The 21,080-nt window shown below is 64.8% G+C and carries 22 protein-coding genes and 1 pseudogene; 14 read left to right on the top strand and 9 right to left on the bottom strand.

Annotated features, from left to right (window positions below):
* The first annotated feature begins 7 nt into the window (after positions 1-7).
* The 11 genes from nuoK (at position 8) to AC0KUR_RS29765 (ending at position 10,298) form a co-directional block, all read left to right on the top strand.
* On the top strand, positions 8-313 hold the full coding sequence (gene nuoK, locus AC0KUR_RS29715) for an NADH-quinone oxidoreductase subunit NuoK (RefSeq protein WP_006478272.1): 306 nt from the start codon (positions 8-10) through the stop codon (positions 311-313).
* Positions 314-330: 17 nt separating this feature from the next.
* Positions 331-2,385 (top strand): NADH-quinone oxidoreductase subunit L, encoded by a 2,055-nt coding sequence (nuoL, locus tag AC0KUR_RS29720; RefSeq protein ID WP_034190808.1) that lies wholly within the window; start codon positions 331-333, stop codon positions 2,383-2,385.
* 18 nt (positions 2,386-2,403) lie between these two features.
* Entirely contained in the window at positions 2,404-3,894 is a 1,491-nt protein-coding gene (locus AC0KUR_RS29725) for an NADH-quinone oxidoreductase subunit M (RefSeq protein WP_021162817.1), read from the top strand.
* A gap of 36 nt (positions 3,895-3,930) precedes the next feature.
* Positions 3,931-5,385: an NADH-quinone oxidoreductase subunit NuoN gene (gene nuoN, locus AC0KUR_RS29730; protein ID WP_175028768.1), complete on the top strand. Its 1,455-nt coding sequence runs from the start codon at positions 3,931-3,933 to the stop codon at positions 5,383-5,385.
* A complete protein-coding gene (locus AC0KUR_RS29735) occupies positions 5,385-5,681 on the top strand; it encodes a DUF2818 family protein (RefSeq protein ID WP_034190810.1) in 297 nt (98 codons plus the stop codon). The genes nuoN and AC0KUR_RS29735 overlap by 1 nt, the downstream gene beginning before the upstream one ends.
* Before the next feature lie 40 nt (positions 5,682-5,721).
* On the top strand, positions 5,722-6,312 hold the full coding sequence (locus AC0KUR_RS29740) for an NUDIX domain-containing protein (RefSeq protein ID WP_034190811.1): 591 nt from the start codon (positions 5,722-5,724) through the stop codon (positions 6,310-6,312).
* Positions 6,313-6,448: 136 nt separating this feature from the next.
* Positions 6,449-6,871, top strand: coding sequence for a DUF1178 family protein (locus AC0KUR_RS29745; protein ID WP_473376768.1), 423 nt, complete (start codon positions 6,449-6,451; stop codon positions 6,869-6,871).
* A gap of 104 nt (positions 6,872-6,975) precedes the next feature.
* Positions 6,976-8,172 carry an acyl-CoA dehydrogenase family protein gene (locus tag AC0KUR_RS29750; RefSeq protein ID WP_059558095.1) on the top strand — a complete coding sequence of 399 codons (1,197 nt, stop codon included), beginning with the start codon at positions 6,976-6,978 and terminating at the stop codon, positions 8,170-8,172.
* 19 nt (positions 8,173-8,191) lie between these two features.
* A complete protein-coding gene (locus AC0KUR_RS29755; RefSeq protein WP_473376769.1) occupies positions 8,192-9,325 on the top strand; it encodes an acyl-CoA dehydrogenase family protein in 1,134 nt (377 codons plus the stop codon).
* A 38-nt stretch (positions 9,326-9,363) separates the two neighbouring features.
* The gene (locus AC0KUR_RS29760) at positions 9,364-9,825 is read left to right on the top strand and encodes a MaoC family dehydratase (protein WP_034190838.1); all 462 of its coding nucleotides are present in this window, start codon (positions 9,364-9,366) and stop codon (positions 9,823-9,825) included.
* The gene (locus AC0KUR_RS29765; protein WP_049028277.1) at positions 9,822-10,298 is read left to right on the top strand and encodes a MaoC family dehydratase; all 477 of its coding nucleotides are present in this window, start codon (positions 9,822-9,824) and stop codon (positions 10,296-10,298) included. Before AC0KUR_RS29760 ends, AC0KUR_RS29765 begins: the two co-directional genes overlap by 4 nt.
* A 46-nt stretch (positions 10,299-10,344) precedes the next feature.
* On the opposite strand, the gene AC0KUR_RS29770 is transcribed toward AC0KUR_RS29765, so the two are convergent.
* Positions 10,345-11,037 (bottom strand): glutathione binding-like protein, encoded by a 693-nt coding sequence (locus tag AC0KUR_RS29770; RefSeq protein WP_034190816.1) that lies wholly within the window; start codon positions 11,035-11,037, stop codon positions 10,345-10,347.
* 240 nt (positions 11,038-11,277) lie between these two features.
* Positions 11,278-12,069, bottom strand: a complete 792-nt coding sequence (locus AC0KUR_RS29775) for an oxepin-CoA hydrolase, alternative type (RefSeq protein ID WP_034190817.1) — start codon at positions 12,067-12,069, stop codon at positions 11,278-11,280.
* 202 nt (positions 12,070-12,271) lie between these two features.
* Here AC0KUR_RS29775 and AC0KUR_RS29780 point away from each other — a divergent pair, with 202 nt between their 5' ends.
* Positions 12,272-12,928, top strand: coding sequence for a glutathione S-transferase family protein (locus AC0KUR_RS29780; protein ID WP_059558091.1), 657 nt, complete (start codon positions 12,272-12,274; stop codon positions 12,926-12,928).
* 41 nt (positions 12,929-12,969) lie between these two features.
* Here the strand turns inward: AC0KUR_RS29780 and AC0KUR_RS29785 are convergent, their stop codons facing one another.
* Both AC0KUR_RS29785 and AC0KUR_RS29790 read right to left on the bottom strand, forming a co-directional pair.
* The gene (locus tag AC0KUR_RS29785; protein ID WP_034190819.1) at positions 12,970-14,142 is read right to left on the bottom strand and encodes a pyridoxal phosphate-dependent aminotransferase; all 1,173 of its coding nucleotides are present in this window, start codon (positions 14,140-14,142) and stop codon (positions 12,970-12,972) included.
* Positions 14,143-14,175: 33 nt separating this feature from the next.
* Positions 14,176-14,673: a putative toxin-antitoxin system toxin component, PIN family gene (locus AC0KUR_RS29790; protein WP_034190820.1), complete on the bottom strand. Its 498-nt coding sequence runs from the start codon at positions 14,671-14,673 to the stop codon at positions 14,176-14,178.
* 57 nt (positions 14,674-14,730) lie between these two features.
* Here AC0KUR_RS29790 and yaaA point away from each other — a divergent pair, with 57 nt between their 5' ends.
* Together yaaA and AC0KUR_RS29800 are read left to right on the top strand one after the other, a co-directional pair.
* Entirely contained in the window at positions 14,731-15,513 is a 783-nt protein-coding gene (gene yaaA / locus AC0KUR_RS29795) for a peroxide stress protein YaaA (RefSeq protein WP_034190821.1), read from the top strand.
* 136 nt (positions 15,514-15,649) lie between these two features.
* Positions 15,650-16,804 carry a M14 family metallopeptidase gene (locus AC0KUR_RS29800; RefSeq protein WP_069705544.1) on the top strand — a complete coding sequence of 385 codons (1,155 nt, stop codon included), beginning with the start codon at positions 15,650-15,652 and terminating at the stop codon, positions 16,802-16,804.
* 82 nt (positions 16,805-16,886) lie between these two features.
* Here AC0KUR_RS29800 and AC0KUR_RS29805 read toward each other — a convergent pair whose 3' ends face one another.
* The 5 genes and pseudogenes from AC0KUR_RS29805 to AC0KUR_RS29825 form a co-directional block, all read right to left on the bottom strand.
* On the bottom strand, positions 16,887-17,537 hold the full coding sequence (locus AC0KUR_RS29805; protein ID WP_049028785.1) for a BspC domain-containing protein: 651 nt from the start codon (positions 17,535-17,537) through the stop codon (positions 16,887-16,889).
* Positions 17,538-17,676: 139 nt separating this feature from the next.
* Entirely contained in the window at positions 17,677-18,351 is a 675-nt protein-coding gene (locus AC0KUR_RS29810) for an energy-coupling factor ABC transporter permease (RefSeq protein WP_034190824.1), read from the bottom strand.
* 75 nt (positions 18,352-18,426) lie between these two features.
* A complete protein-coding gene (locus AC0KUR_RS29815; protein ID WP_034190825.1) occupies positions 18,427-19,263 on the bottom strand; it encodes a response regulator transcription factor in 837 nt (278 codons plus the stop codon).
* A 211-nt stretch (positions 19,264-19,474) separates the two neighbouring features.
* Positions 19,475-20,692, bottom strand: a complete 1,218-nt coding sequence (locus tag AC0KUR_RS29820) for a DUF2863 family protein (RefSeq protein WP_034190826.1) — start codon at positions 20,690-20,692, stop codon at positions 19,475-19,477.
* Between the two features lie 178 nt (positions 20,693-20,870).
* Positions 20,871-21,080: pseudogene (locus AC0KUR_RS29825) on the bottom strand (hypothetical protein); the annotation flags it as partial.

A 21,080-nucleotide genomic window follows, 5' to 3' on the forward strand; every position in this document is an offset into this window, starting at 1 on the left:
GAAAATCATGCTGACTCTTGCTCACTACCTTGTGCTCGGCGCGATCCTGTTTGCGATCGCGATCGTCGGGATCTTCCTGAACCGCCGCAACGTCATCATCATCCTGATGTCGATCGAACTGATGCTGCTGGCGGTGAATACCAACTTCGTCGCGTTCTCGCATTACCTCGGCGACGTGCACGGCCAGATCTTCGTGTTCTTCGTGCTGACCGTCGCGGCAGCGGAAGCCGCGATCGGTCTTGCGATTCTGGTGACCCTGTTCCGTAAGCTCGACACGATCAATGTCGAGGATCTCGATCAGCTCAAAGGTTAATTTCAGGCAACGCTGTTATGTCAACGACACTCAATGAAAACCTGCTGCTGGCGATTCCGCTCGCTCCGCTGGCCGGCTCGCTGATTGCGGGGCTGTTCGGGAACGCAGTCGGGCGCAAGGGCGCACACCGGATCACGATCCTCGGCGTGATGATCGCGTTCCTCCTGTCGGCGAAAGTCTTCCTCGACGTGATGGGCGGCGCAAGCTTCAACGCGACCGTCTACGAATGGATGAACGTCGGCTCGCTGAAACTCGAAGTCGGCTTCCTCGTCGATTCGCTGACCGCGATGATGATGGTCGTCGTGACCTTCGTCTCGCTGATGGTGCACGTGTACACGATCGGCTACATGGCGGAAGAAGACGGCTACCAGCGCTTCTTCTCGTACATCTCGCTGTTCACGTTCTCGATGCTGATGCTCGTGATGAGCAACAACTTCCTGCAGCTGTTCTTCGGCTGGGAAGCGGTGGGTCTGGTGTCGTACCTGCTGATCGGCTTCTACTTCACGCGTGAGAGCGCGATCTACGCGAACATGAAGGCGTTCCTCGTGAACCGCGTGGGCGACTTCGGCTTCCTGCTCGGCATCGGCCTGCTGCTCGCGTTCGCCGGCTCGATGAACTACGGCGAAGTGTTCGCGAAGCGCGCGGAACTCGCGAGCCTGCACTTCCCGGGCACCGACTGGGGCCTGCTGACCGTGGCCTGTATCTGCCTGTTCATCGGCGCGATGGGCAAGTCGGCACAGTTCCCGCTGCACGTGTGGCTGCCGGACTCGATGGAAGGCCCGACGCCGATTTCGGCGCTGATTCACGCGGCGACGATGGTGACGGCCGGTATCTTCATGGTGTCGCGCATGTCGCCGCTGTTCGAGCTGTCGGATACCGCGCTGTCGTTCATCACGGTGATCGGCGCGATCACGGCGCTCTTCATGGGCTTCCTCGGCATCGTCCAGAACGACATCAAGCGCGTGGTCGCGTACTCGACGCTGTCGCAGCTCGGCTACATGACCGTCGCGCTCGGCGTGTCCGCCTACCCGGTCGCCGTGTTCCACCTGATGACGCACGCGTTCTTCAAGGCGCTGCTGTTCCTCGGCGCCGGCTCGGTCATCATGGGCATGCACCACGACCAGGACATGCGCAACATGGGCGGCCTGCGCAAGTACATGCCGATCACGTGGATCACGTCGCTCGTCGGTTCGCTCGCGCTGATCGGCACGCCGTTCTTCTCGGGCTTCTACTCGAAGGATTCGATCATCGACGCGGTGAAGCTGTCGCACCTGCCGGGTTCGGGCTTCGCGTACTTCGCGGTCGTCGCGAGCGTGTTCGTCACGGCGCTGTACTCGTTCCGCATGTACTTCCTGGTGTTCCACGGCGAAGAGCGCTTCCGCAAGCCGAAGCATCCGGAGTCGCCGATGGGCATGGCGGCCGCGCACGGCCACGACGATCACGGCCATGGCCACGGTCATGACGACCACGCGCACGAGCCGCACGAGACCCCGTGGGTCGTGTGGGTGCCGCTGGTCCTGCTGGCGATCCCGTCGGTGATCATCGGTGCGATCGCGATCAGCCCGATGCTGTTCGGCGATTTCTTCCAGCACGGCGTCGCCTTCGACAAGGTGATCTTCATCGGCGAAAACCACCCGGCGCTCGCCGAGATGGCCGAAGAGTTCCACGGCTGGGTGGGCATGGGCCTGCACTCGGTGTCGGGCCTGCCGGTTTGGCTCGCGCTCGCCGGCGTCGTGGTCGCCTGGTTCCTGTACCTGAAGCGTCCGGAACTGCCGGCGTCGATCCGCCGCGCGTTCGGCCCGATCTACACGCTGCTGGACAACAAGTACTACCTGGACAAGATCAACGAAGTGGTGTTCGCCCGTGGTTCGGTGGCGATCGGCCGCGGCCTGTGGAAGGAAGGCGACGTCGTGGTGATCGACGGCCTCGTCAACGGCAGCGCCCGGTTCATCGGCTGGTTCGCCGGCGTGATCCGCTTCCTCCAATCCGGTTACATCTATCACTACGCGTTCGCCATGATCATCGGCATGCTGGGGCTCCTGACCCTGTTTGTAACGCTCGGCGGCAAATAAGGCGAGGGGACAAGAACAATGCACGCTTTTCCGATTCTCAGTACCGCGATCTGGTTGCCGATCGTTTTCGGCCTCCTGGTACTCGCGGTAGGTAACGACAAAAATCCGGGGACGGCCCGCTGGATCGCGCTGATCGGCTCGCTGCTCGGTCTCGCGGTCACGATCCCGCTGATCACGGGCTTCGACTCGAGCACGGCCGCGCTGCAGTTCGTCGAGAAGTCGACCTGGATCGAACGCTTCGACATCGCGTATCACCTCGGCGTCGACGGCATCTCGATGTGGTTCGTCGTGCTGACCGCGCTGATCACGGTGATCGTCGTGATCGCCGCGTGGGAAGTGATCACCGAGAACGTCGCGCAGTACCTCGCGGCGTTCCTGATCCTGTCCGGGATCATGATCGGCGTGTTCTCGGCGGCCGACGGCCTGCTGTTCTACGTGTTCTTCGAGGCGACCCTGATCCCGATGTACATCATCATCGGCGTGTGGGGCGGCCCGAACCGCGTGTACGCGGCGTTCAAGTTCTTCCTGTACACGCTGGCCGGCTCGCTGCTGATGCTGGTCGCGCTGATCTACCTGTACACGGAAACGCACTCGTTCGACCTCGCGACGTGGCAGAACGCGAAGATCGCGATGACGCCGCAGATCCTGTTGTTCATCGCCTTCTTCCTCGCCTTCGCGGTGAAGGTGCCGATGTGGCCGGTGCACACGTGGCTGCCGGACGCGCACGTGGAAGCGCCGACGGGCGGCTCGGTCGTGCTGGCCGCGATCATGCTGAAGCTCGGCGCCTACGGTTTCCTGCGCTTCTCGCTGCCGATCACGCCTGACGCGAGCCACTTCCTGGCACCGGTCGTGATCACGCTGTCGCTGATCGCGGTGATCTACATCGGCCTCGTCGCGATGGTGCAGGCCGACATGAAGAAGCTGGTCGCGTATTCGTCGATCGCGCACATGGGCTTCGTCACGCTCGGCTTCTTCATCTTCAACCAGCTCGGCGTCGAAGGCGCGATCATCCAGATGATCTCGCACGGCTTCGTGTCGGGCGCGATGTTCCTCTGCATCGGCGTGCTGTACGACCGCGTGCACTCGCGCCAGATCGCCGATTACGGCGGCGTCGTCAACGTGATGCCGAAGTTCGCGGCATTCGCGATGCTGTTCTCGATGGCCAACTGCGGCCTGCCGGGTACGTCGGGTTTCGTCGGCGAGTTCATGGTGATTCTCGCGGCCGTCCAGTACAACTTCTGGATCGCCTTCGGCGCGGCGTTCACGCTGATCCTCGGTGCGGCCTACACGCTGTGGATGTACAAGCGCGTGTACTTCGGCGCGGTGGCGAACGATCACGTTGCCAAGCTGAAGGACATCGGCCGTCGCGAATTCCTGATGCTGGCCGTGCTCGCCGCGTTCACGCTGCTGATGGGTCTTTATCCGAAGCCTTTCACGGACGTGATGCACGTTTCCGTGGAAAACCTCCTCTCCCACGTCGCGCAGTCGAAGCTGCCGCTGGCCCAGTAATCGCGAGTGGAGGAAACCAAGATCATGAATGCTCCTATGAATGTCCTGTTGCCTGACGCGCTGGTGATGGCCGCCATCGTCGTCGCATGGCTGAACGACACCTTTACCGGTGCTTCCGGCCGCCGCCTGACCTATCTGATCGCGGTCGTTTCGTCGGTCGTCGCGGGCGTGTGGTTCGCGGTGCAGGCACTCGACCCGCAGCAGTACTACTTCTTCTCGAAGATGGTCGTCGTCGACTCGTTCGCGAGCACGATGAAGGCCGTCGTGTCGTTCGGTTTCGCGGTCTCGCTGGTCTATTCGCGCAAGTACCTCGAAGATCGCGACATGTTCCGCGGCGACGTGTTCCTGCTCGGCATGTTCTCGCTGCTCGGCCAGCTGGTCATGGTGTCGGGCAACAACTTCCTGACGCTGTACCTCGGTCTCGAACTGATGTCGCTGTCGCTGTATGCCGTGATCGCGCTGCGCCGCGACGCCGCGCAGTCGAGCGAAGCCGCGATGAAGTACTACGTGCTGGGCGCGCTCGCGTCGGGCTTCGTGCTGTACGGCATCTCGATGCTCTACGGCGCGACCGGCTCGCTCGAGCTGGGCGAGGTGTACAAGGCCGTCGGCGGCAACACCGACGCAGCCGTGCTGATGTTCGGCGTGGTCTTCATCGTCGCCGGTATCGCGTTCAAGCTGGGTGCCGTGCCGTTCCACATGTGGGTGCCGGACGTCTACCAGGGCGCACCGACCGCGATGACGCTGTTCGTCGGCGGCGGCCCGAAGGTTGCCGCGTTCGCGTGGGGCCTGCGTTTCCTGGTGATGGGCCTGCTGCCGCTCGCTCAGAACTGGCAGACCGCGCTCGTGATCCTCGCCGCGCTGTCGCTGATCGTCGGCAACATCACCGGTATCGTCCAGCGCAACATCAAGCGGATGCTCGCCTACTCGGCGATCTCGAACATGGGCTTCGTGCTGCTCGGCCTGCTCGCGGGCATCGTGAAGGGCGACGCGGCGGCACCGGCGAACGCCTACAGCTCGGCGATGTTCTACGCGATCGTCTACCTGATCACGACGCTTGGCTCGTTCGGCGTGGTGATGCTGCTCGCACGCCGCGATTTCGAAGCGGAAACGATCGACGACTTCAAGGGCCTCAACAAGCGCAGCCCGGTGTTCGCGTTCGTGATGATGGTCATGATGTTCTCGCTGGCCGGCATCCCGCCGACCGTCGGCTTCTATGCGAAGCTGGCCGTGCTCGAGGCGACCGTCAACGCGGGCCTCACGTGGCTGGCCGTGCTGGCCGTGATCACGTCGCTGTTCGGCGCGTTCTACTACCTGCGCATCGTGAAGCTGATGTATTTCGATGCACCGCAGGATTCGACGCCGATCACGGGTGATTTCTGCAAGCGCACGATCCTCGTGCTGAACGGCCTGGCGGTCGTCGTGCTCGGCCTGATTCCGAGCCCGCTGCTGACGGCCTGCCTGCAGGCAATTCGTCACACGCTGCCGCTGTAATGTCGGCAGCCGGCTGGTTTATCGTGCTGTTGGCGCTCGTATGCGCCAACCTCCCGTTCCTGAACCAACGCCTCTTCGCCGTCGTGCCGTTCGGCGCGGCGAAGAAGAGCGCGTGGGTGCGGATCGGCGAGCTGATCGTGCTGTATTTCATCGTCGGCGCGCTCGGCTTCTGGCTCGAATCGCGTGCCGGCAACCGCTTTGAACAGGGCTGGCAGTTTTACGCGATCACGTTCAGTCTGTTCGTCGTGTTCGCGTTCCCCGGCTTCACGTTCCAGTATCTCGTCAAACGACGCTGACGGCCCCCGGCCGTCCGTCGTGCTCATCCAGGAGCCGCCGATGGCCGAACTACCCAATCACGACGCCGCACTGACCGAAACCTGCCTCGAGAGCGAGGCGATTTTCGAAGGCGCGTTCCTCAAGCTCAAGCGCGACACCGTCCGTCTGCCGGACGGCAAGAAGGCCACGCGCGAATACGTCCAGCATCCGGGCGCGGTGATGGTGATTCCGCTGTTCGACGACGGCCGCGTGCTGATGGAAAGCCAGTATCGCTATCCGATCGGCAAGGTGATGGCCGAATTCCCGGCCGGCAAGCTCGATCCGGACGAAGGCGCGCTCGCGTGCGCGGTGCGCGAACTGCGCGAGGAAACGGGCTACACGGCGCGTGAATACGTGTTCCTGGCCCGCATTCACCCGATCATTTCCTATTCGACCGAATTCATCGACCTGTACCTTGCGCGCGGGCTGACGGCCGGCGAGCGCAAGCTCGACGAAGGCGAATTCCTCGAGACCTTCACCGCGACGCAGGCCGACCTGCAGGAGTGGGTGCGCACGGGCCAGATCACCGACGTGAAGACGATCATCGGCATGATGTGGCTCGACAAGGTGCTGTCCGGCGCCTGGCCGCTCGGGCCGGTCCTGACGCCCTGAGCGTCGCGCCAACGGCGGGCGGGGCGCCGCGTTACAATCCGGTGACGCGGTGCATTCGTCCCGCGCGATCGGGATTTAGCACGATCGTTCACAAAACCGCAATTTGCGCTACACTCGTCACACGCCCTGATTCAGCATGAAGGTCCTCGATTTACAGTGCCCGCACGGTCATCGGTTCGAAGGCTGGTTTGCTTCCACCGATGAATTCGAAGCGCAGTTGTCCCGCAAGCTGGTCGAATGTCCGGTGTGCGGAACGACCGAGGTCAACCGTCTGCCGTCGGCGCCGCGCCTGAACTTGTCGGGCGCGACGCAGGCCCGGCCGGCCGACCCGCGTGCGCTGCAGGCGCAGGTGATGCGTGCGCTGCGCGAGGTGCTGGAGAAAACCGAGAATGTGGGCGAGCGCTTCGCCGAGGAAGCGCGGCGCATCCATTACAACGAGGCGCCCGCACGCAGCATTCGTGGCGTCACGACGCCGGAAGATGCGCAATCCTTGGCCGAAGAAGGCATCGACGTGATGCCGCTGCCGATTCCTGCCGCGCTGAAAGAACCGCTGCAATGACGCATGCAGCGGATCCTTGCCGGGGCGGACGGCCGCGGCGAGCGTCTGCATGAGACCGGAGCAACCGCTGAAGCGCGCACTCCGGCCGACAGGAGACACTGCGCATGGATCTGGATTATTCCCCCGCCGACGACGCGTTCCGCGTTGACGTCCGCGCCTGGCTCGAGGCCAACCTGCCTCACGCGCTGCGCGCCAAAGTACTCGATCACAAACGACTCGACCGCGAGGATTTCGCGAGCTGGCACCGGATTCTCGGCCAGCGCGGCTGGTCCGCGCCCGCGTGGCCCGTCGAATACGGCGGCCCGGGCTGGAACGCGACGCAGCGACACATCTGGGATGAGGAGTGCGCGCGGATCGGCGCGCCGACCGTGCTGCCGTTCGGCGTGTCGATGGTCGCACCGGTGCTGATGAAGTACGGCAGCGAGGCGCAGAAACGCCACTATCTGCCGCGCATACTCGACGGTTCCGACTGGTGGTGCCAGGGTTACTCGGAGCCCGGTTCGGGATCCGATCTCGCATCGCTGCGCACGCGCGCCGAGCGCCATGGCGACCACTACGTCGTCAACGGCCAGAAGACCTGGACGACGCTCGGCCAGCACGCCGACATGATGTTCTGCCTCGTCCGGACCGATCCGGCCGCGAAGAAGCAGGAGGGCATCTCGTTCCTGCTGATCGACATGAAGACGCCCGGCATCACCGTGCGCCCGATCGTCATGCTCGACGAGGACCACGAGGTCAACGAAGTGTTCTTCGAGGACGTGAAGGTGCCGGTCGAGAACCTCGTCGGCGACGAGAACCGCGGCTGGACCTACGCGAAATACCTGCTCGGCCACGAGCGCACCGGCATCGCACGCGTCGGCGCGTCGAAACGCGAGCTCGCGTTCCTGAAGCGCGTGGCGTCGAACCAGCGCAAGAACGGCAAGCCGTTGCTCGCCGATCCGGTATTTGCCGCGAAGGTCGCGGCGCTCGAAGTCGAGCTGATGGCGCTCGAGGTGACGGTGCTGCGTGTCGTCAGCCGCGAGACGAGCGGCAAGGGGCCCGGCCCCGAGGCATCGATGCTGAAGATCAAGGGCACCGAGGTGCAGCAGGCGCTCACCGAACTGATGGTCGATGCGATCGGCCCGCTCGCCGCGCCGTTCGACGTGCCGTTCCTCGACGGCGAGCGCGAGCACAGCATCGCGGGCGACGACGATGCGGCGCCGCTTGCCGCGTACTACTTCAATTACCGGAAGACGTCGATCTACGGTGGCTCGAACGAGATCCAGAAGAACATCATCGCGCAGATGATTCTGGGGCTGTGATCAGGGAACGGAGACAACCATGGATTTCAGCTTTACCGATGAGCAGCAGCAGTTCGCCGATGCGCTGCGCCGGTATCTCGGCGAGCAATACGGCTTCGACGCGCGTCAGGCGATCGTGCGCGGCGACACGGGTGTCTCGGACGCGCAATGGCGCGCATTCACCGAACTGGGGTTGACCGCATTGCCGGTGCCCGACGCCCAGGGCGGCTTCGGCGGCGGTCCGGTCGACATGCTGGTCGTGATGCAGGAGCTCGGCCGCGCGCTCGTGATCGAGCCGTACTGGGCCACGGCGGTCGGCGTCGAGGCACTGCGCATCGCCGGCTCCGGCGCGGGCGACGATGCCGCGTTGCTGGAGGCGGTGGCGCAGGGACAGAAACGGCTGGCGGTTGCGTTCCATGAGCCGCAGGCGCGCTACGATCTGTACGAGCTCGACACGCATGCGCGCGAGCACGGCGGCACGTACCGGCTGACCGGCATCAAGTCGGTCGTTCAGCACGGCGCACAGGGGCATGCGTGGATCGTGCCCGCGCGTGTCGATGGCGGCGGCATCGGCCTGTTCGTCGTCGAACGCGACGCGGCGAACGCGAAGGTGACCGACTACCGGACGATCGACGGTCAGCGTGCCGCGACGATCGAATTCAACGCAACGCCGGCCCGGCTGCTGACGGGCGGTGCGCGCGACGCGGCGGCGCTCGAGCAGGTTGCCGATTACGCGACGTTCCTGCTGTGCGCGGAAGCGGTCGGCGCACTCGACGAGCTGAATCGCGCGACGGTCGAATACACGAAGACGCGCGAGCAGTTCGGCGTGCCGATCGCGCGTTTTCAGGCACTGCAGCACCGGATGGTCGACATGCTGATCCATGCGGAGCAGGCGCGCTCGCTGACCTATCTGGCGGCGGTGCGCTACGTGAGCGGCGACGCCGATGCGCGGCGCAAGGCCGTGTCCGCCGCGAAGGCACGTGTCGGCGCGGCCGCGCGTTTCGTCGGCCAGCAGGCCATTCAGTTGCATGGTGGCATGGGCGTGACCAACGAGGTCGCCGCCGCGCATTTGTTCAAGCGGCTGACGATCATCGAGACGACGCTCGGCGACACCGACCATCATCTTGCCCGGATCGCGGCGCTGCCCGATTTCGCGCAGGCCGACGCGGCATGACGGCGACGCGCGAGCGCGCCAGACAAGGAGACTTGCAAGTGGGTATCAGTTACGAAGACCTGGTGGTCGGCAGCACGACCGAAGTGGGCCGCTACACGTTCGAGCCCGACGACATCAAGGCGTTCGCGCAGCGCTACGATCCGCAACCGTTCCATCTCGACGAGGCGGCCGGGAAGGCATCGCATTTCGGCGGCCTCGTCGCGAGCGGCTGGCATACGTGCTCGGTGTTCATGAGCCTGCTCGTCCGGAAGCTCGGGCCGGATTCGACCAGCATGGGCTCGCCGGGCATCGACTCGATCCGCTGGCTCAAGCCGGTGCGGGCCGGCGACACGATCACGATGTACCAGAAGGTTCACGACAAGCGCGTGTCGGAGAGCAAGCCCGACCGCGGCATCGTGTCGACGGAGTGGGTCGGCGTGAACGAAGCCGGCGAGACGGTGATCAGCGTGCATACGAAGGTGCTTTTCGGGCTGCGCCATCCGGGAGGGGCGAGCGCATGACGGACGTGACCTTGCCGCTGATCGCGTCGGCCGAGGCGTTGCAGGCACGGGTCGGCGCGGAGCCGCTCGCGAGCGGCTGGATCGCGATCGACCAACATCGCGTCGACGGTTTCGCCGACGCGACCGGCGATCATCAATGGATTCACGTCGATCCCGAGCGCGCCCGACGCGAGTCGCCGTTCGGCGGACCGATCGCGCACGGGTTCCTGACGCTGTCGCTGATTCCCGCGTTGATGACCGATGCGATGTGCTTCGAGCAGAAGATGGGCGTGAACTACGGGCTGAATCGCGTGCGATTCCTGAAGCCGGTGCCGGTCGGTGCACGCGTGCGTGCGCTGTTCGCGGTGAAGGAAACCGCCGGCGCCGCGCAGGGCGGGGTGCAGGTGACGTGGTCGGTGTCGATCCAGGTCGAGCGTCCCGATGCGCCGCTGCTGGTGTGCGCGGCGGAGTTCATCACGCTGCACTACTTCTGACGCGCGGGGCGGCAGGCACGCTTGCCGCCCCGTCCGTCCCTGCGTGTCAGTGCTTCGCGTACTGCGTCGCGCCGAACAGCACTTCGCGAGCCTTGTCGTCCTGCAGTGCCTTGCGCATCGACGCGAGCACCTCGACGCCGCGCTGCACGGCGGGTCGCGCGGCGATCGCGTCGTACCAGCGCTTCACGTTCGGCAACTCGTCGAGCACGATGCCCTGGTTTTGCCACGAACGCGTCCACGGGAACGTCGCAATGTCTGCGATCGTGTACGCGTCGCCCGCGAGATATTCGGATTCGCCGAGGCGTTTGTCCATCACGTTGTACAGGCGTTTCGCTTCGTTCGTGTAGCGGTTGACCGCGTATTCGATCTTCTCCGGCGCGTACAGGCGGAAGTGGTGCGCCTGCCCGAGCATCGGGCCGACGCCGCCCATCTGGAACATCAGCCACTCGAGCGTTGCATAGCGCGCGGCCGGATCGGTCGGCAGGAACTTGCCGGTCTTCTCCGCGAGATAGATCAGGATCGCGCCCGATTCGAACAGCGAGATCGGTTTGCCGCCGGGACCGTCCGGATCGACGATGGCCGGGATCTTGTTGTTCGGGCTGATCTTCAGGAAGTCGGGCTTGAACTGGTCGCCTGCGCCGATATCGACCGGATGTGCACGGTATGCGAGGCCCGTTTCCTCGAGCATGATGTGCACCTTGTGGCCGTTCGGGGTCGCCCAGCTATAGACGTCGATCATCGTCAACTCCTCGGTTGCATGCGCGAAAACGGCGCCGGGGGCGCCGCGACAGGCGGACATTAGAGCATGGATCGACGCGGGCTGCTGGCGACGGAAACGTGCCTGGCGATGCGTGTGCGCAGGCGGCGTGAAGCGCGCCGCCGACGTCGGGCGCGACGTGCGTCAGTGCATTTCTTGCGCGGTATCGAGCGCCGTTACGACCGGGCGGCGTCGCGTCGTCACGGGAGAAGGCTGGCTCGATCAGCGCTTGTAACGCGGCTGGCGTTTCTCGAGAAACGCGGTGATGCCTTCGAGCCCGTCCGCATGATGCAGCGACGCGACGAAATGATCGCGCTCGGTACCGAGATGCGGTTCGAGCGATTGCGTCGTCGCATCGTCGAGCAGCGACTTGATGCGTGTGAGGGCGTTCGGCGAGATGCCGGCGAGTGCGTCGGCCCACGCGAGCGCGTCGGTCAGTGCCGCGCCGGGCACGGCGAGCCGGTTGACGACGCCGAGCGCATGCAGGCGTTCGGCCGTGACCGGCTTGCCTTCGAACAGAAGTTCGGCCGCCATCGCGCGCGGCAGTGCGCGCGCGAGGAACCACGAACCGCCGCCGTCCGGCGTGAGGCCCACACGCGCATACGACATCACGAATTTCGCGTCGTGCGCGGCGACGATCAGGTCGCACGCGAGCGCGAGCGAGAAACCCGCGCCGGCCGCGGCGCCTTCGACGGCTGCGATCACCGGTTTCGTCGACGCGCGGATCGCCGTGACCCAAGCGGCGAGCTGGTCGATGCTGTCGGCCTGGTAGGACGGATCCTTCGAACGGTTCTCGAGCAGCCGGTTCAGGTTGCCGCCCGCGCAGAAGAAGCGATCGGCACCGGTCAGGACGACTGCTCGAATCGCGGGATCGCGATCGGCGGTGGCAATCGCCTCGATGCCGGCCGCGTACATGTCGGGATGCAGCGCATTGCGCGCGCCGGGATTGGACAGCGTGAGGACGAGCGTCGAATCGCTCTCGGGCGGACGCGAGGCCAGCAGTTCAGCACTCATGCGAGCGTGTCTCCATCGGATGGCGGGGCGGCTGCGCCGCGCATGTTGCGCGAACAGCCGGAATGGCTGCCGCAGCGGATGTAATGTTGTCGTGACGAACGCAAAACTTGCTTTAGACTAGCACGAACGTGCTTTTCGGCGCGACGAATCTCGATGCGGCCGGCACCGTTACGGCCGCGCTTCAGCAAGGAAGGAGACCCTGATGCTACAGCTGTGCGGTATGCCGTTGTCCAACTATTACAACAAGGTGAAGTTCGTGCTGCTCGAGCACGACATTCCGTTCGAGGAGTCGGTGTGCGGTTTGCCGATCAGCGATCCGGCCCGGCTCGTCGATTCGCCGCTCGGCAAGATTCCGTTCCTGAAGACCGAGGAAGGCGCATTGTTCGAGTCGCAGGCGATCGTCGAATACCTGGCCGCGCGCTATCCCGAAAAAGGCATTTTCCCGGCGAGTCCGTTCGCGGCCGCGAAGGTGCGCGAACTGGTCGAGACGCTCGAGCTGTATCTCGAATGGATGACGCGCGAGGTCTATACGGAGGCATTTTTCGGCGGCAAGGTCAGCGACGGGACGAAGGCGCACGTCGAGAAGCGCCTGCCGCGTGCGATCGATGCGTTCAAGCAGATGACGCGGTTTTCGCCGTATGTGCTCGGCGAGACGTTCGGCCTCGCGGACATCGCCGCGTGGGTTCATCTGCCGGTCATCGGGATGGCGACGAAGGCGATATTCGGGCGCGATTTCCTGCTCGACGCCGGCATCGACTGGAAGGCGCACGCGAAGCAGGTCGGCGAGCGTCCGGCCGCGCAGCGCGTGGCCGCCGAGCGCAAGGCATATATCGAAGCGACGCGCGTCGCGCGCTCGTAAGCGCGGTTCCGGCAGGGCGGCGGGGGCCGCCCATACGGGGTTTACAGGCGGGCGAGCCGTTCGAGCGCGGACGCGAGCGTGCTTTCCTGCTTCGCGAAGCAGAAGCGTACGACGCCCGATTCATGCGGCTCGTGATAGAACGCCGACACCGGAATGGCGGCCACGCCGATCTCCGACGTGAGCCACTTCGAGAATTCCGCCTCGGGCAGGTCGCTGATCGCCGAGTAATCGACGCACTGAAAGTACGTGCCCGTGCACGGCAGCAGCTTGAAGCGCGTGCGCTCGAGGCCCGCACGGAAGAAGTCGCGCTTCTTCTGGTAGAAACCGGCCAGCGACAGATACGGTGCCGGGTCGCGCAGGTAGTCGGCGAGCCCGATCTGCATCGGCGTGTTCACCGTGAAGACGTTGAACTGGTGGACCTTGCGGAATTCCGCGGTCAGCGCGGCAGGCGCCGCGACGTAGCCGACCTTCCAGCCCGTCACGTGATAGGTCTTGCCGAAGCTCGACACGATGAAGCTGCGTGCGGCGAGTTCCGGGTAGCGCGCAACGCTTTCGTGGCGTGCACCGTCGTAGACCATGTGCTCGTACACTTCGTCGGACAGGATCAGCACGTTGGTGCCGCGCACGATGTCCGCGAGCTTGCGCATGTCCGCCTCGCGCCACACGGTACCCGTCGGGTTGTGCGGCGTATTGATCAGGATCATTCGCGTTTTCGGCGTGATCGCGGCCGCGAGGCGGTCGAACGGGATCGCATAATCGGGCGCCTCGAGCGTGACGAACACGGGCTTGCCGCCCGCGAGCTCGATCGACGGCAGGTAGCTGTCGTAGGTCGGTTCGACGACGATCACTTCATCGCCCGGATGCACCGCGCACAGGATCGCCGTCAGCAGCGCCTGCGTCGCGCCGGCCGTCACCGTGATCTCGGTGGCCGGATCGTAGCGCCGGCCATAGACCTGCGCGATCTTGTCGGCGATCGCGTCGCGCAGCGGTGCGACGCCGGCCATCGGCGGATACTGGTTGTGCCCGTTGCGCATCGCGGTCGCGACCGCATCGACGATGCGCGGATCGCAATCGAAATCCGGGAAGCCCTGGCCGAGGTTTACCGCGCCTTTTTCGGCGGCAAGCGCGCTCATGACCGTGAAGATCGTCGTGCCGACGTTCGGCAGGCGCGAGGGGAAAACGGGAGTCGTTGGCATGTCTGAAGGAGCGTTCATCGATACGGTCGGATTCGGGTGGTGCGGCGCAGGTCAGGCCGGCGTGGTCGTCGTGTCCGGTGCGGCGTCGAGCGCGCAGGCCTCGGCAAACGGCGCGGGCTGCGCGATCCGGAAGCCGAAGTCGCGTGCGGTGCGCTTCGCGAGTTTCAGCAGCGCGCGGTCTTTCGATACGAGCCACTCGGCCTGCGCGGCGCGGGCAAGTTCGAGAAACTTCTGGTCGTCGCGGTCCTTGCACTTCGGCAGCGGCGGCGCGTCGGCGTCGACAGGCGGCGGCTCGACGAGGCTCGCGAGGCGGGCGACGGTCGCGAGTGCGGCCGCCTTGTCGATCGCGCGCGACTGGAACTGCGGATAGTCGAGCACGTATTCGAGCTCGGTCAGGCAGCGGCCGTCGATCACGGCGGCAAGCGCGCCGCTTTCCAGCGCGGCCCGGATCGGGCGCGTAGCGGGGTCGTCGAATACGAGGATGTCGATCCAGACGTTCGAGTCGAGCACGACGCGGTGCGCGGCGTGCGGGGCGAGAGAGCGGGTCATTCGTTACAATCGGTGGTTTTCGTCTGACCGCAAGGCACGGCGTGCCAGCGAGCCTCTATGATAATCGTTCTCTCTCCAGCCAAATCCCTCGACTACGATACGCCCGCGCACGTCCAGTCTTACACGAAGCCTGCATTCGTCGACGACGCGTCCGAGCTGATCGACGGCCTGCGCAAGCTGTCGCCGCAGGACATCGCGACGCTGATGGATATCTCCGATCCGCTTGCGCGCCTGAATTTCCAGCGCTATGCCGACTGGTCGCGGTCCTTCACGCCGGCCAATGCGAAGCAGGCCGTGCTCGCGTTCAACGGCGACGTCTATGAAGGTTTCGACGCGAAATCGCTGTCGTCGGCCGATCTCGACTATGCGCAGCAGCACGTGCGCGTGCTGTCGGGCCTGTACGGATTGCTGCGTCCGCTCGACCTGCTGCAGCCGTACCGGCTCGAGATGGGCACGCGCTTCGCGAACGCGCGCGGCAAGGATCTGTACGCGTTCTGGGGCGACCGCATCACACGGGCGCTGAACGAGCAGCTCGAGACGCGCAGCGGCGCGGCGCGTGTGCTGGTCAACTGCGCGTCGACCGAATACTTCAAGTCGGTCAAGCCGAAGCTGCTGGCCGCGCCGGTCGTCACGCCGGTGTTCGAGGACTGGAAGGGCGGCCGCTACAAGATCATCAGCTTCCATGCGAAGCGCGCGCGCGGGCTGATGGCGCGTTTTGTCGTCGAGAACCGGATTGCCGACCCGAAGGCACTGAAGGATTTTGCGACGGAAGGCTATGCGTTCGACGCGGCTGCGTCGAACGATTCGACGTACGTATATCGCCGGCGAGTCGGCGAGTGACCCGGCCGGCCGTTCACGAGACGGCCGGCACATGCATGAGGCCCGGCGCGCGGCATACCGTGCGTTCGGCCGCCCGCTTTACATGGGACCGGTGCGAGCGTCAAAGCGCTCACGCCGATCGACAAAGGAGAGACAGATGGCCCTTTCGATCACCAGCAATTTCGACGCAGGCGCGATCGACGTCGTGTCGTGCGACAGCCCCGACGCGATCCGGCTGCGCGTGCGCGGCGACAATCGCTCGGAATTCGCGCAATGGTTTTACTACCGGCTGACGGGCGCGCGCGGCGAGCGGTGCGTGATGACGTTCGAGAACGCGGCCGAATGCGCGTATCCGTCGGGCTGGCGCAACTACCAGGCGGTGGCGAGCTACGATCGGGTCGACTGGTTTCGCGTGCCGACGACGTTCGACGGCAAGACGATGACCATCGACCATACGCCGGAGTTCGACAGCATCTACTACGCGTATTTCGAGCCGTATTCGGAAGAGCGTCATGCGGCGTTTCTCGGCGCGGTCCAGCAGCTGCCGCAGGCGAGCGTCGTCGAACTTGGCCGTACGGTCGAAGGCCGTCCGATGTCGCTGCTGACGCTCGGCACGCCGGAAACCGGCGACGCGCCGAAGAAGAAGGTATGGATCATCGCGCGCCAGCATCCGGGCGAGTCGATGGCCGAGTGGTTCGTCGAGGGCCTCGTCAAGCGGCTGGCGGGATGGGGCGACTGGGCTGGCGATCCGGTCGCGCGCAAGCTCTACGATCGCGTGACGTTCCACATCGTCCCGAACATGAACCCGGACGGCAGCGTGCATGGCAACCTGCGCACCAATGCGGCAGGCGCGAACCTGAATCGCGAGTGGATGGCGCCGGATGCCGAGCGCAGCCCCGAAGTGCTGGCCGTGCGTGACGCGATCCATGCGATCGGCTGCGACATGTTCTTCGACATTCACGGCGATGAGGATCTGCCGTACGTGTTCGTCGCCGGTTCGGAGATGCTGCCGAGCTTTACCGCGCAGCAGGGCAAGGAACAGGCCGCGTTCATCGACGCGTTCAAGGTCGCGAGTCCCGACTTCCAGACCGAGCACGGCTATGCGGCAAGCAAGTACAAGGAAGATGCGCTCAAGCTGGCGTCGAAATACATCGGCCACCAGTTCGGTTGCCTGTCGCTGACGCTCGAGATGCCGTTCAAGGACAACGCGAACCTGCCCGACGAGCGCGTCGGCTGGAACGGCGAGCGCAGCGCGGCGCTTGGCGCGGCGATGCTGGCCGCGATCCTGGTGCACGTCGACACGTTCGCGTAAGCGTATCGTCGCCATATGAAAAAAGCCGGGGCATCACAGGATGCCCCGGCTTTTTTGCGTCTGTCGTTGCCGCTCGGTCGTATCAGGACTTCTTCGCGGTTTTTTTCTTGACGGCTTTCTTCTGGCCGCTCGATTTCTTCGTGGTCACGGCCTTCTTGCCGGTGCGGCCCGATGCCTTCGCCTTGGCCTTGCCGCGGTGCGACTTGCCCTTGAACTTCTTCGTCGACGACGAGCGTTCCACGCGCGGCTTCAGCGGTGGGACGGGGTCGTTCCAGCTGAACGCGAGCATTTGCTGGCCGACATAACCGCAACGGAATTTCAGCGGCGTCGGGTCGCTGCCGTCGCTGTGAATGCCTTGCCCGTCGACCGTGACGATGTTGTCGACCTTCACGCGCTGCTTGCCTTGGTCGAACGAGTCGTTCCACGGCGTGATCGTCGCGTTGCCGCTGTCGAATGCGTTCGGCGCGAAGTCGACGCGGTCGAACGCTGTCGAGGTACTGGCGATGAAGCTGCCGTGCGCCGCACAATCGGCGGCGAGCGGATCGGCATGCATCTCGTTGACGAATTTGTTGATCAGTTCGGAGCGCTGGTCGAGCAGGTCGGCGAATGCCGGTGTGGGAAGCGCAAGCGACAGGCCCGCGATACAGGCTGCCAGCTTGCCGAGCGCCCGGAAAATCCGGAGCGAGGCAGGTGAGCTGTCCATCTGGTTATTGGTGAGGAGCGAATGAGACATCGGGCTCCTATAGATGCCCGATGAAGAACAGGAGTTCAATCTTAGCGTAAAAAAGTTGTGCGGCAGTAGACGGCCTGTTCTGCCGCGCCGCGGAAGAGGCGTGCGGCATGCGTGGACGGTGTGTGAATCCGGAGGAAATTCAGGCGCGCGGGCCGCCGAGGCGATAGCGCCGGACGTCGAAGGTCGTGACCCACGCAGGGCGGTAGACGGCGATGAGTGCCGTCGCCATGCCGGTGAACCACGCCTCGCCGAGCGCGAGCAGCGCGGTGTTCAGCAGATAGCCGGCCGGAATGACGACGGGCACGCCGTCCGCGAGCGCGAGCTGGACACCGGCCGCCGCTGCGGCGACCGCGACGATCGCGATGGCCGGCGACAGGAACCCCTGCCCGGTGATGAACGATGCGAGGTTGTGCGGCAACCACGCGAGCGCGGCGCGCTGCAGCAACGCCGACACGGCGACAGGGAGCGCCCCGTAGATCAGATAGGTCAGGCCAATGCCCTGCCACGGCGCGTCGAAGATGATCGCGGCAACCGCCGTGACGGCGCCCATCGCGATCAGCGCGAGTGTCCAGTCGAACAGTGTGACGAGCAGCGTGGCGCCAAGCAGATGCATGACGATGCCGTCTTCGAGCCAGGCATTCGATGCCCAGAGGACCGAAATTGCGGTGACGAGCGCGAGCCACACGTGCTGCAGCGTGGCATCCTGCAGGCGTACGAACGGGCGATTCCAGATCGCGAGCGCGAGCAGGGCCGCGGCGGCGATCCAGCCACCGATGCCAACCCAGAGCGGAAGCGGTGTGAAAAGAAAACCCATGCGTTCATATTACTCGTTGAGCATCAAAGGTGGGAATCCACACATACCGACCGTCGCAATATCGAGACTGTTTGCCTAGCGCCCGCGCCGGAACCGTGCCGGTGGCTCGGCGGCGAGTGGCAGGTCTTGCGTGCCGGCGTTCACGGCCGGCAATGGGTACGGATGGTCGTTCCGTTGTGCACGCAGCGGAACCGGACCGCGTTCGCCAATGTTCGGTTTGCGTGCGCGGTTGCGGTTCGCCAGCAGCACCTCGAGGTGCGGCGAGAGCCAGCCGTTGTAGATCGCGACCGCGGCGGCGCGGTTTGCGGCACCGAGCTGCTGGAAGATGCTGGCGAGGTGGATCTTCACAGTGCCTTCGCTGATGCCGAGCGTCCGGGCGATCATCTTGTTCGTGCTGCCCATGTGGACGAAGCGCATGATCTGCGCTTGCCGCGGCGACAGGAGGCCGCTGGGCGGGCGGCGGGGAAGCGATCCGGCAAGCGTCTGAAAATGGGCATCGTGGCGTGCCGCGGCCACGGAGGGCAGCAGACTTAGCGCGCTCGGCGGAATGTAGTGCCCGCCCAGCAGCACGATCTCGAGCGCCCGCACGATCAGGTGCGGCCGCGTGGAGTGCGGGATCACGCCCGCGACACCATGGTTGAAGAAGCGCTGGACGGCATCGGGTGGCGCTTCGTCGACCAGCACGGCGGCCGGTGTCGGCGAGCACGCGCTGCAGATCGCCTGAAGCTCGCCGAGCCGGCCTACGTCGAGCCAGTCGATCGCGACGAGGTCGAAGCGCTGGGCACGCAGCAGGCGGCGCGCCTGGAAACTGTCGGGCGCATCGTTGATGCTGGCGTGACGGTCGATCTGCCGCAGCAGGGCCTTCAGTCCATCACGCCGCTCGGCGTCTGAATTGAGCATCAGGAACCGCATATTCAATCTCCGTTAGGTTGAGTCATTGATTGCTGTCGGGCATGCGTTGATTCCGATCATGACAAAGACCTTACACGATGTCTGCTAGGCTGAAAGGCTTAGGAGTTGTCCGAAATTTCGGGCGGAAAAGGATCGGACAAGAAAAAAGCCGCTCCGGCGGGAACCGGGAGCGGCTTCGGACCGACAGGCCGTGGCGGCCTGCGGCGTCGGATCAGTGGAAGTGCGGCTGGGCGGGCGATGCGTCTTCCGGCATTTCCGCATGGACGATTTCGCCGAGCGGATCCGCGTAGAGCGGCACGCCGCAGTCGTCGCAGTATTCCGGTTCGAAGCGGCCCGCGTGCCTGCGGACGTCGGTTACGCCGCATTCCTTCAGCAGGCTCACGATTTCCTCGAGCGGTCCTTCCATCGGCGCTTCGTCTTCGAGCGTCGCGTTGTCGATCGACACGTCGCCGTTTTCGCGGCCGTACAGCGGCCAGACGACGCCGTAGATCACGTCGTTGCTGGCGCGCCGCGTGAAGCCGACGCGATACTCGTCGATGCGGCGTTCGCCGAAGCCGGCGACCACCGCGCGCAACTCCTGCGGCGCCGCACCAAGTGTGTCAAACAGATAACGAATGGCCGTTCGTACCGTGTGCGGACGGATACGCTCGTCCGCATCGCGGCAGGCCGAGTAGTACGCGTCCGGAAGCAGGCATTCGAATTCGCAGCCGGGCAGGGCGATCGACAGGTTCGGGCCGCCCTGGGCCGTCCACTGCTCGAGACACTGGCCGCGTTCGATCCGGCTGCCGTTCTCCTCTTCCTGCCAGCGGAACAGCGGCGCGCCGGCAGGCGCGGCGACGACCGCAAGGAGGAAGCGGGGATCGGCGAGGATCGGCGACGTTTCGGGCAGGTCGCCGAAGCCCAGTTTGGGCGTGTGCTGGCCGATCGCCGCATGCGCGAGCTGCTGCGCAAGGCGGTAGGTCTCGACGTGGTGCCGTGGCAGCTGGTCGATGCTGTAGAGGAACGGCGCCAGCCCGACGAGCGTGCCGTTCGCGAGGACGTGTGCCTGCAGGTGCGTTCGCAGCGCGTCGGTAACGTCGCCCTTGAGCGGACCCGACGGAATCATGTAGCGCGTCCACGCGAGCACTGGAACCGCGACCAGCAGCGCATCGTACGGCTGGCCGTCGTGCTCGATCACCATCGACTCGCTGTGCGTCTCGGCCATGTCGGCCAGTGCACCGTACGCATCGGGGTGATTCTGCTGAAGATGATCGAGTGCTGCGTCGAGCGTGGTCTGGTTGCCGTTGCGGACGATCTTGGCGAGCAGCGCATCGAGCTTCGCTTCCCAGAAGCGATCCTCGATGCGGCTGCCCGAGGCGAAGAGCGCAAGCGACAGACCGACCAGTTTGTCGGCATCGGGGGGGAGGCGTTTGGCGATTCGCTGGCGCATATTAAAGACGTATATAGAAAGAGGCGAAGAACCTCACATTCTAGTCCGTTCTGTGCACCATAAGCGGTCTCGTGCCGGGACATGCGTGGCGGGCCGAAATGCGGCTTTCGTAGAAAAAGTTGCGTCGAGCCCCTTGCGCGATTGCCGACGGGTGCATAGAATCACGCCTCTTTCGCGCTCACGGAAACGCGGCGCGGGAGGAAGGGAAGCAGTGCGGTTGAGGCTTGGCAGGAACGGCCTCGGCGGTATGGAAGTTGAGCCCCGCGGTCGCAACAACGTAGTGCAAAAAGTTGTTGACGAGCTGCGAAACACGGTTCATAATCTCGCTTCTCTGCTGCTGAAAACGCAGCGCTGCCGGGAAACACGATGTTCCTCGCAGATTGCTCTT

The organism is Burkholderia sp. YHN3-13, from assembly GCF_055810675.1.

What these genes read in the sequence shown, in the direction of transcription:
- AC0KUR_RS29820 (WP_034190826.1), bottom strand. Translation starts at nt 20,692, where the DNA reads ATGCGCCAGCGAATCGCCAAACGCCTCCCCCCCGATGCCGACAAACTG.
- AC0KUR_RS29755 (WP_473376769.1), top strand. Translation starts at nt 8,192, where the DNA reads ATGGATTTCAGCTTTACCGATGAGCAGCAGCAGTTCGCCGATGCGCTG.
- nuoN (WP_175028768.1), top strand. Translation starts at nt 3,931, where the DNA reads ATGAATGTCCTGTTGCCTGACGCGCTGGTGATGGCCGCCATCGTCGTC.
- AC0KUR_RS29750 (WP_059558095.1), top strand. Translation starts at nt 6,976, where the DNA reads ATGGATCTGGATTATTCCCCCGCCGACGACGCGTTCCGCGTTGACGTC.
- yaaA (WP_034190821.1), top strand. Translation starts at nt 14,731, where the DNA reads ATGATAATCGTTCTCTCTCCAGCCAAATCCCTCGACTACGATACGCCC.
- AC0KUR_RS29790 (WP_034190820.1), bottom strand. Translation starts at nt 14,673, where the DNA reads ATGACCCGCTCTCTCGCCCCGCACGCCGCGCACCGCGTCGTGCTCGAC.
- AC0KUR_RS29745 (WP_473376768.1), top strand. Translation starts at nt 6,449, where the DNA reads ATGAAGGTCCTCGATTTACAGTGCCCGCACGGTCATCGGTTCGAAGGC.
- AC0KUR_RS29775 (WP_034190817.1), bottom strand. Translation starts at nt 12,069, where the DNA reads ATGAGTGCTGAACTGCTGGCCTCGCGTCCGCCCGAGAGCGATTCGACG.
- AC0KUR_RS29805 (WP_049028785.1), bottom strand. Translation starts at nt 17,537, where the DNA reads ATGTCTCATTCGCTCCTCACCAATAACCAGATGGACAGCTCACCTGCC.
- AC0KUR_RS29725 (WP_021162817.1), top strand. Translation starts at nt 2,404, where the DNA reads ATGCACGCTTTTCCGATTCTCAGTACCGCGATCTGGTTGCCGATCGTT.
- AC0KUR_RS29815 (WP_034190825.1), bottom strand. Translation starts at nt 19,263, where the DNA reads ATGCGGTTCCTGATGCTCAATTCAGACGCCGAGCGGCGTGATGGACTG.
- AC0KUR_RS29780 (WP_059558091.1), top strand. Translation starts at nt 12,272, where the DNA reads ATGCTACAGCTGTGCGGTATGCCGTTGTCCAACTATTACAACAAGGTG.
- AC0KUR_RS29735 (WP_034190810.1), top strand. Translation starts at nt 5,385, where the DNA reads ATGTCGGCAGCCGGCTGGTTTATCGTGCTGTTGGCGCTCGTATGCGCC.
- AC0KUR_RS29785 (WP_034190819.1), bottom strand. Translation starts at nt 14,142, where the DNA reads ATGAACGCTCCTTCAGACATGCCAACGACTCCCGTTTTCCCCTCGCGC.
- AC0KUR_RS29810 (WP_034190824.1), bottom strand. Translation starts at nt 18,351, where the DNA reads ATGGGTTTTCTTTTCACACCGCTTCCGCTCTGGGTTGGCATCGGTGGC.
- AC0KUR_RS29800 (WP_069705544.1), top strand. Translation starts at nt 15,650, where the DNA reads ATGGCCCTTTCGATCACCAGCAATTTCGACGCAGGCGCGATCGACGTC.
- AC0KUR_RS29740 (WP_034190811.1), top strand. Translation starts at nt 5,722, where the DNA reads ATGGCCGAACTACCCAATCACGACGCCGCACTGACCGAAACCTGCCTC.
- AC0KUR_RS29765 (WP_049028277.1), top strand. Translation starts at nt 9,822, where the DNA reads ATGACGGACGTGACCTTGCCGCTGATCGCGTCGGCCGAGGCGTTGCAG.
- AC0KUR_RS29770 (WP_034190816.1), bottom strand. Translation starts at nt 11,037, where the DNA reads ATGATCGACGTCTATAGCTGGGCGACCCCGAACGGCCACAAGGTGCAC.
- nuoK (WP_006478272.1), top strand. Translation starts at nt 8, where the DNA reads ATGCTGACTCTTGCTCACTACCTTGTGCTCGGCGCGATCCTGTTTGCG.
- nuoL (WP_034190808.1), top strand. Translation starts at nt 331, where the DNA reads ATGTCAACGACACTCAATGAAAACCTGCTGCTGGCGATTCCGCTCGCT.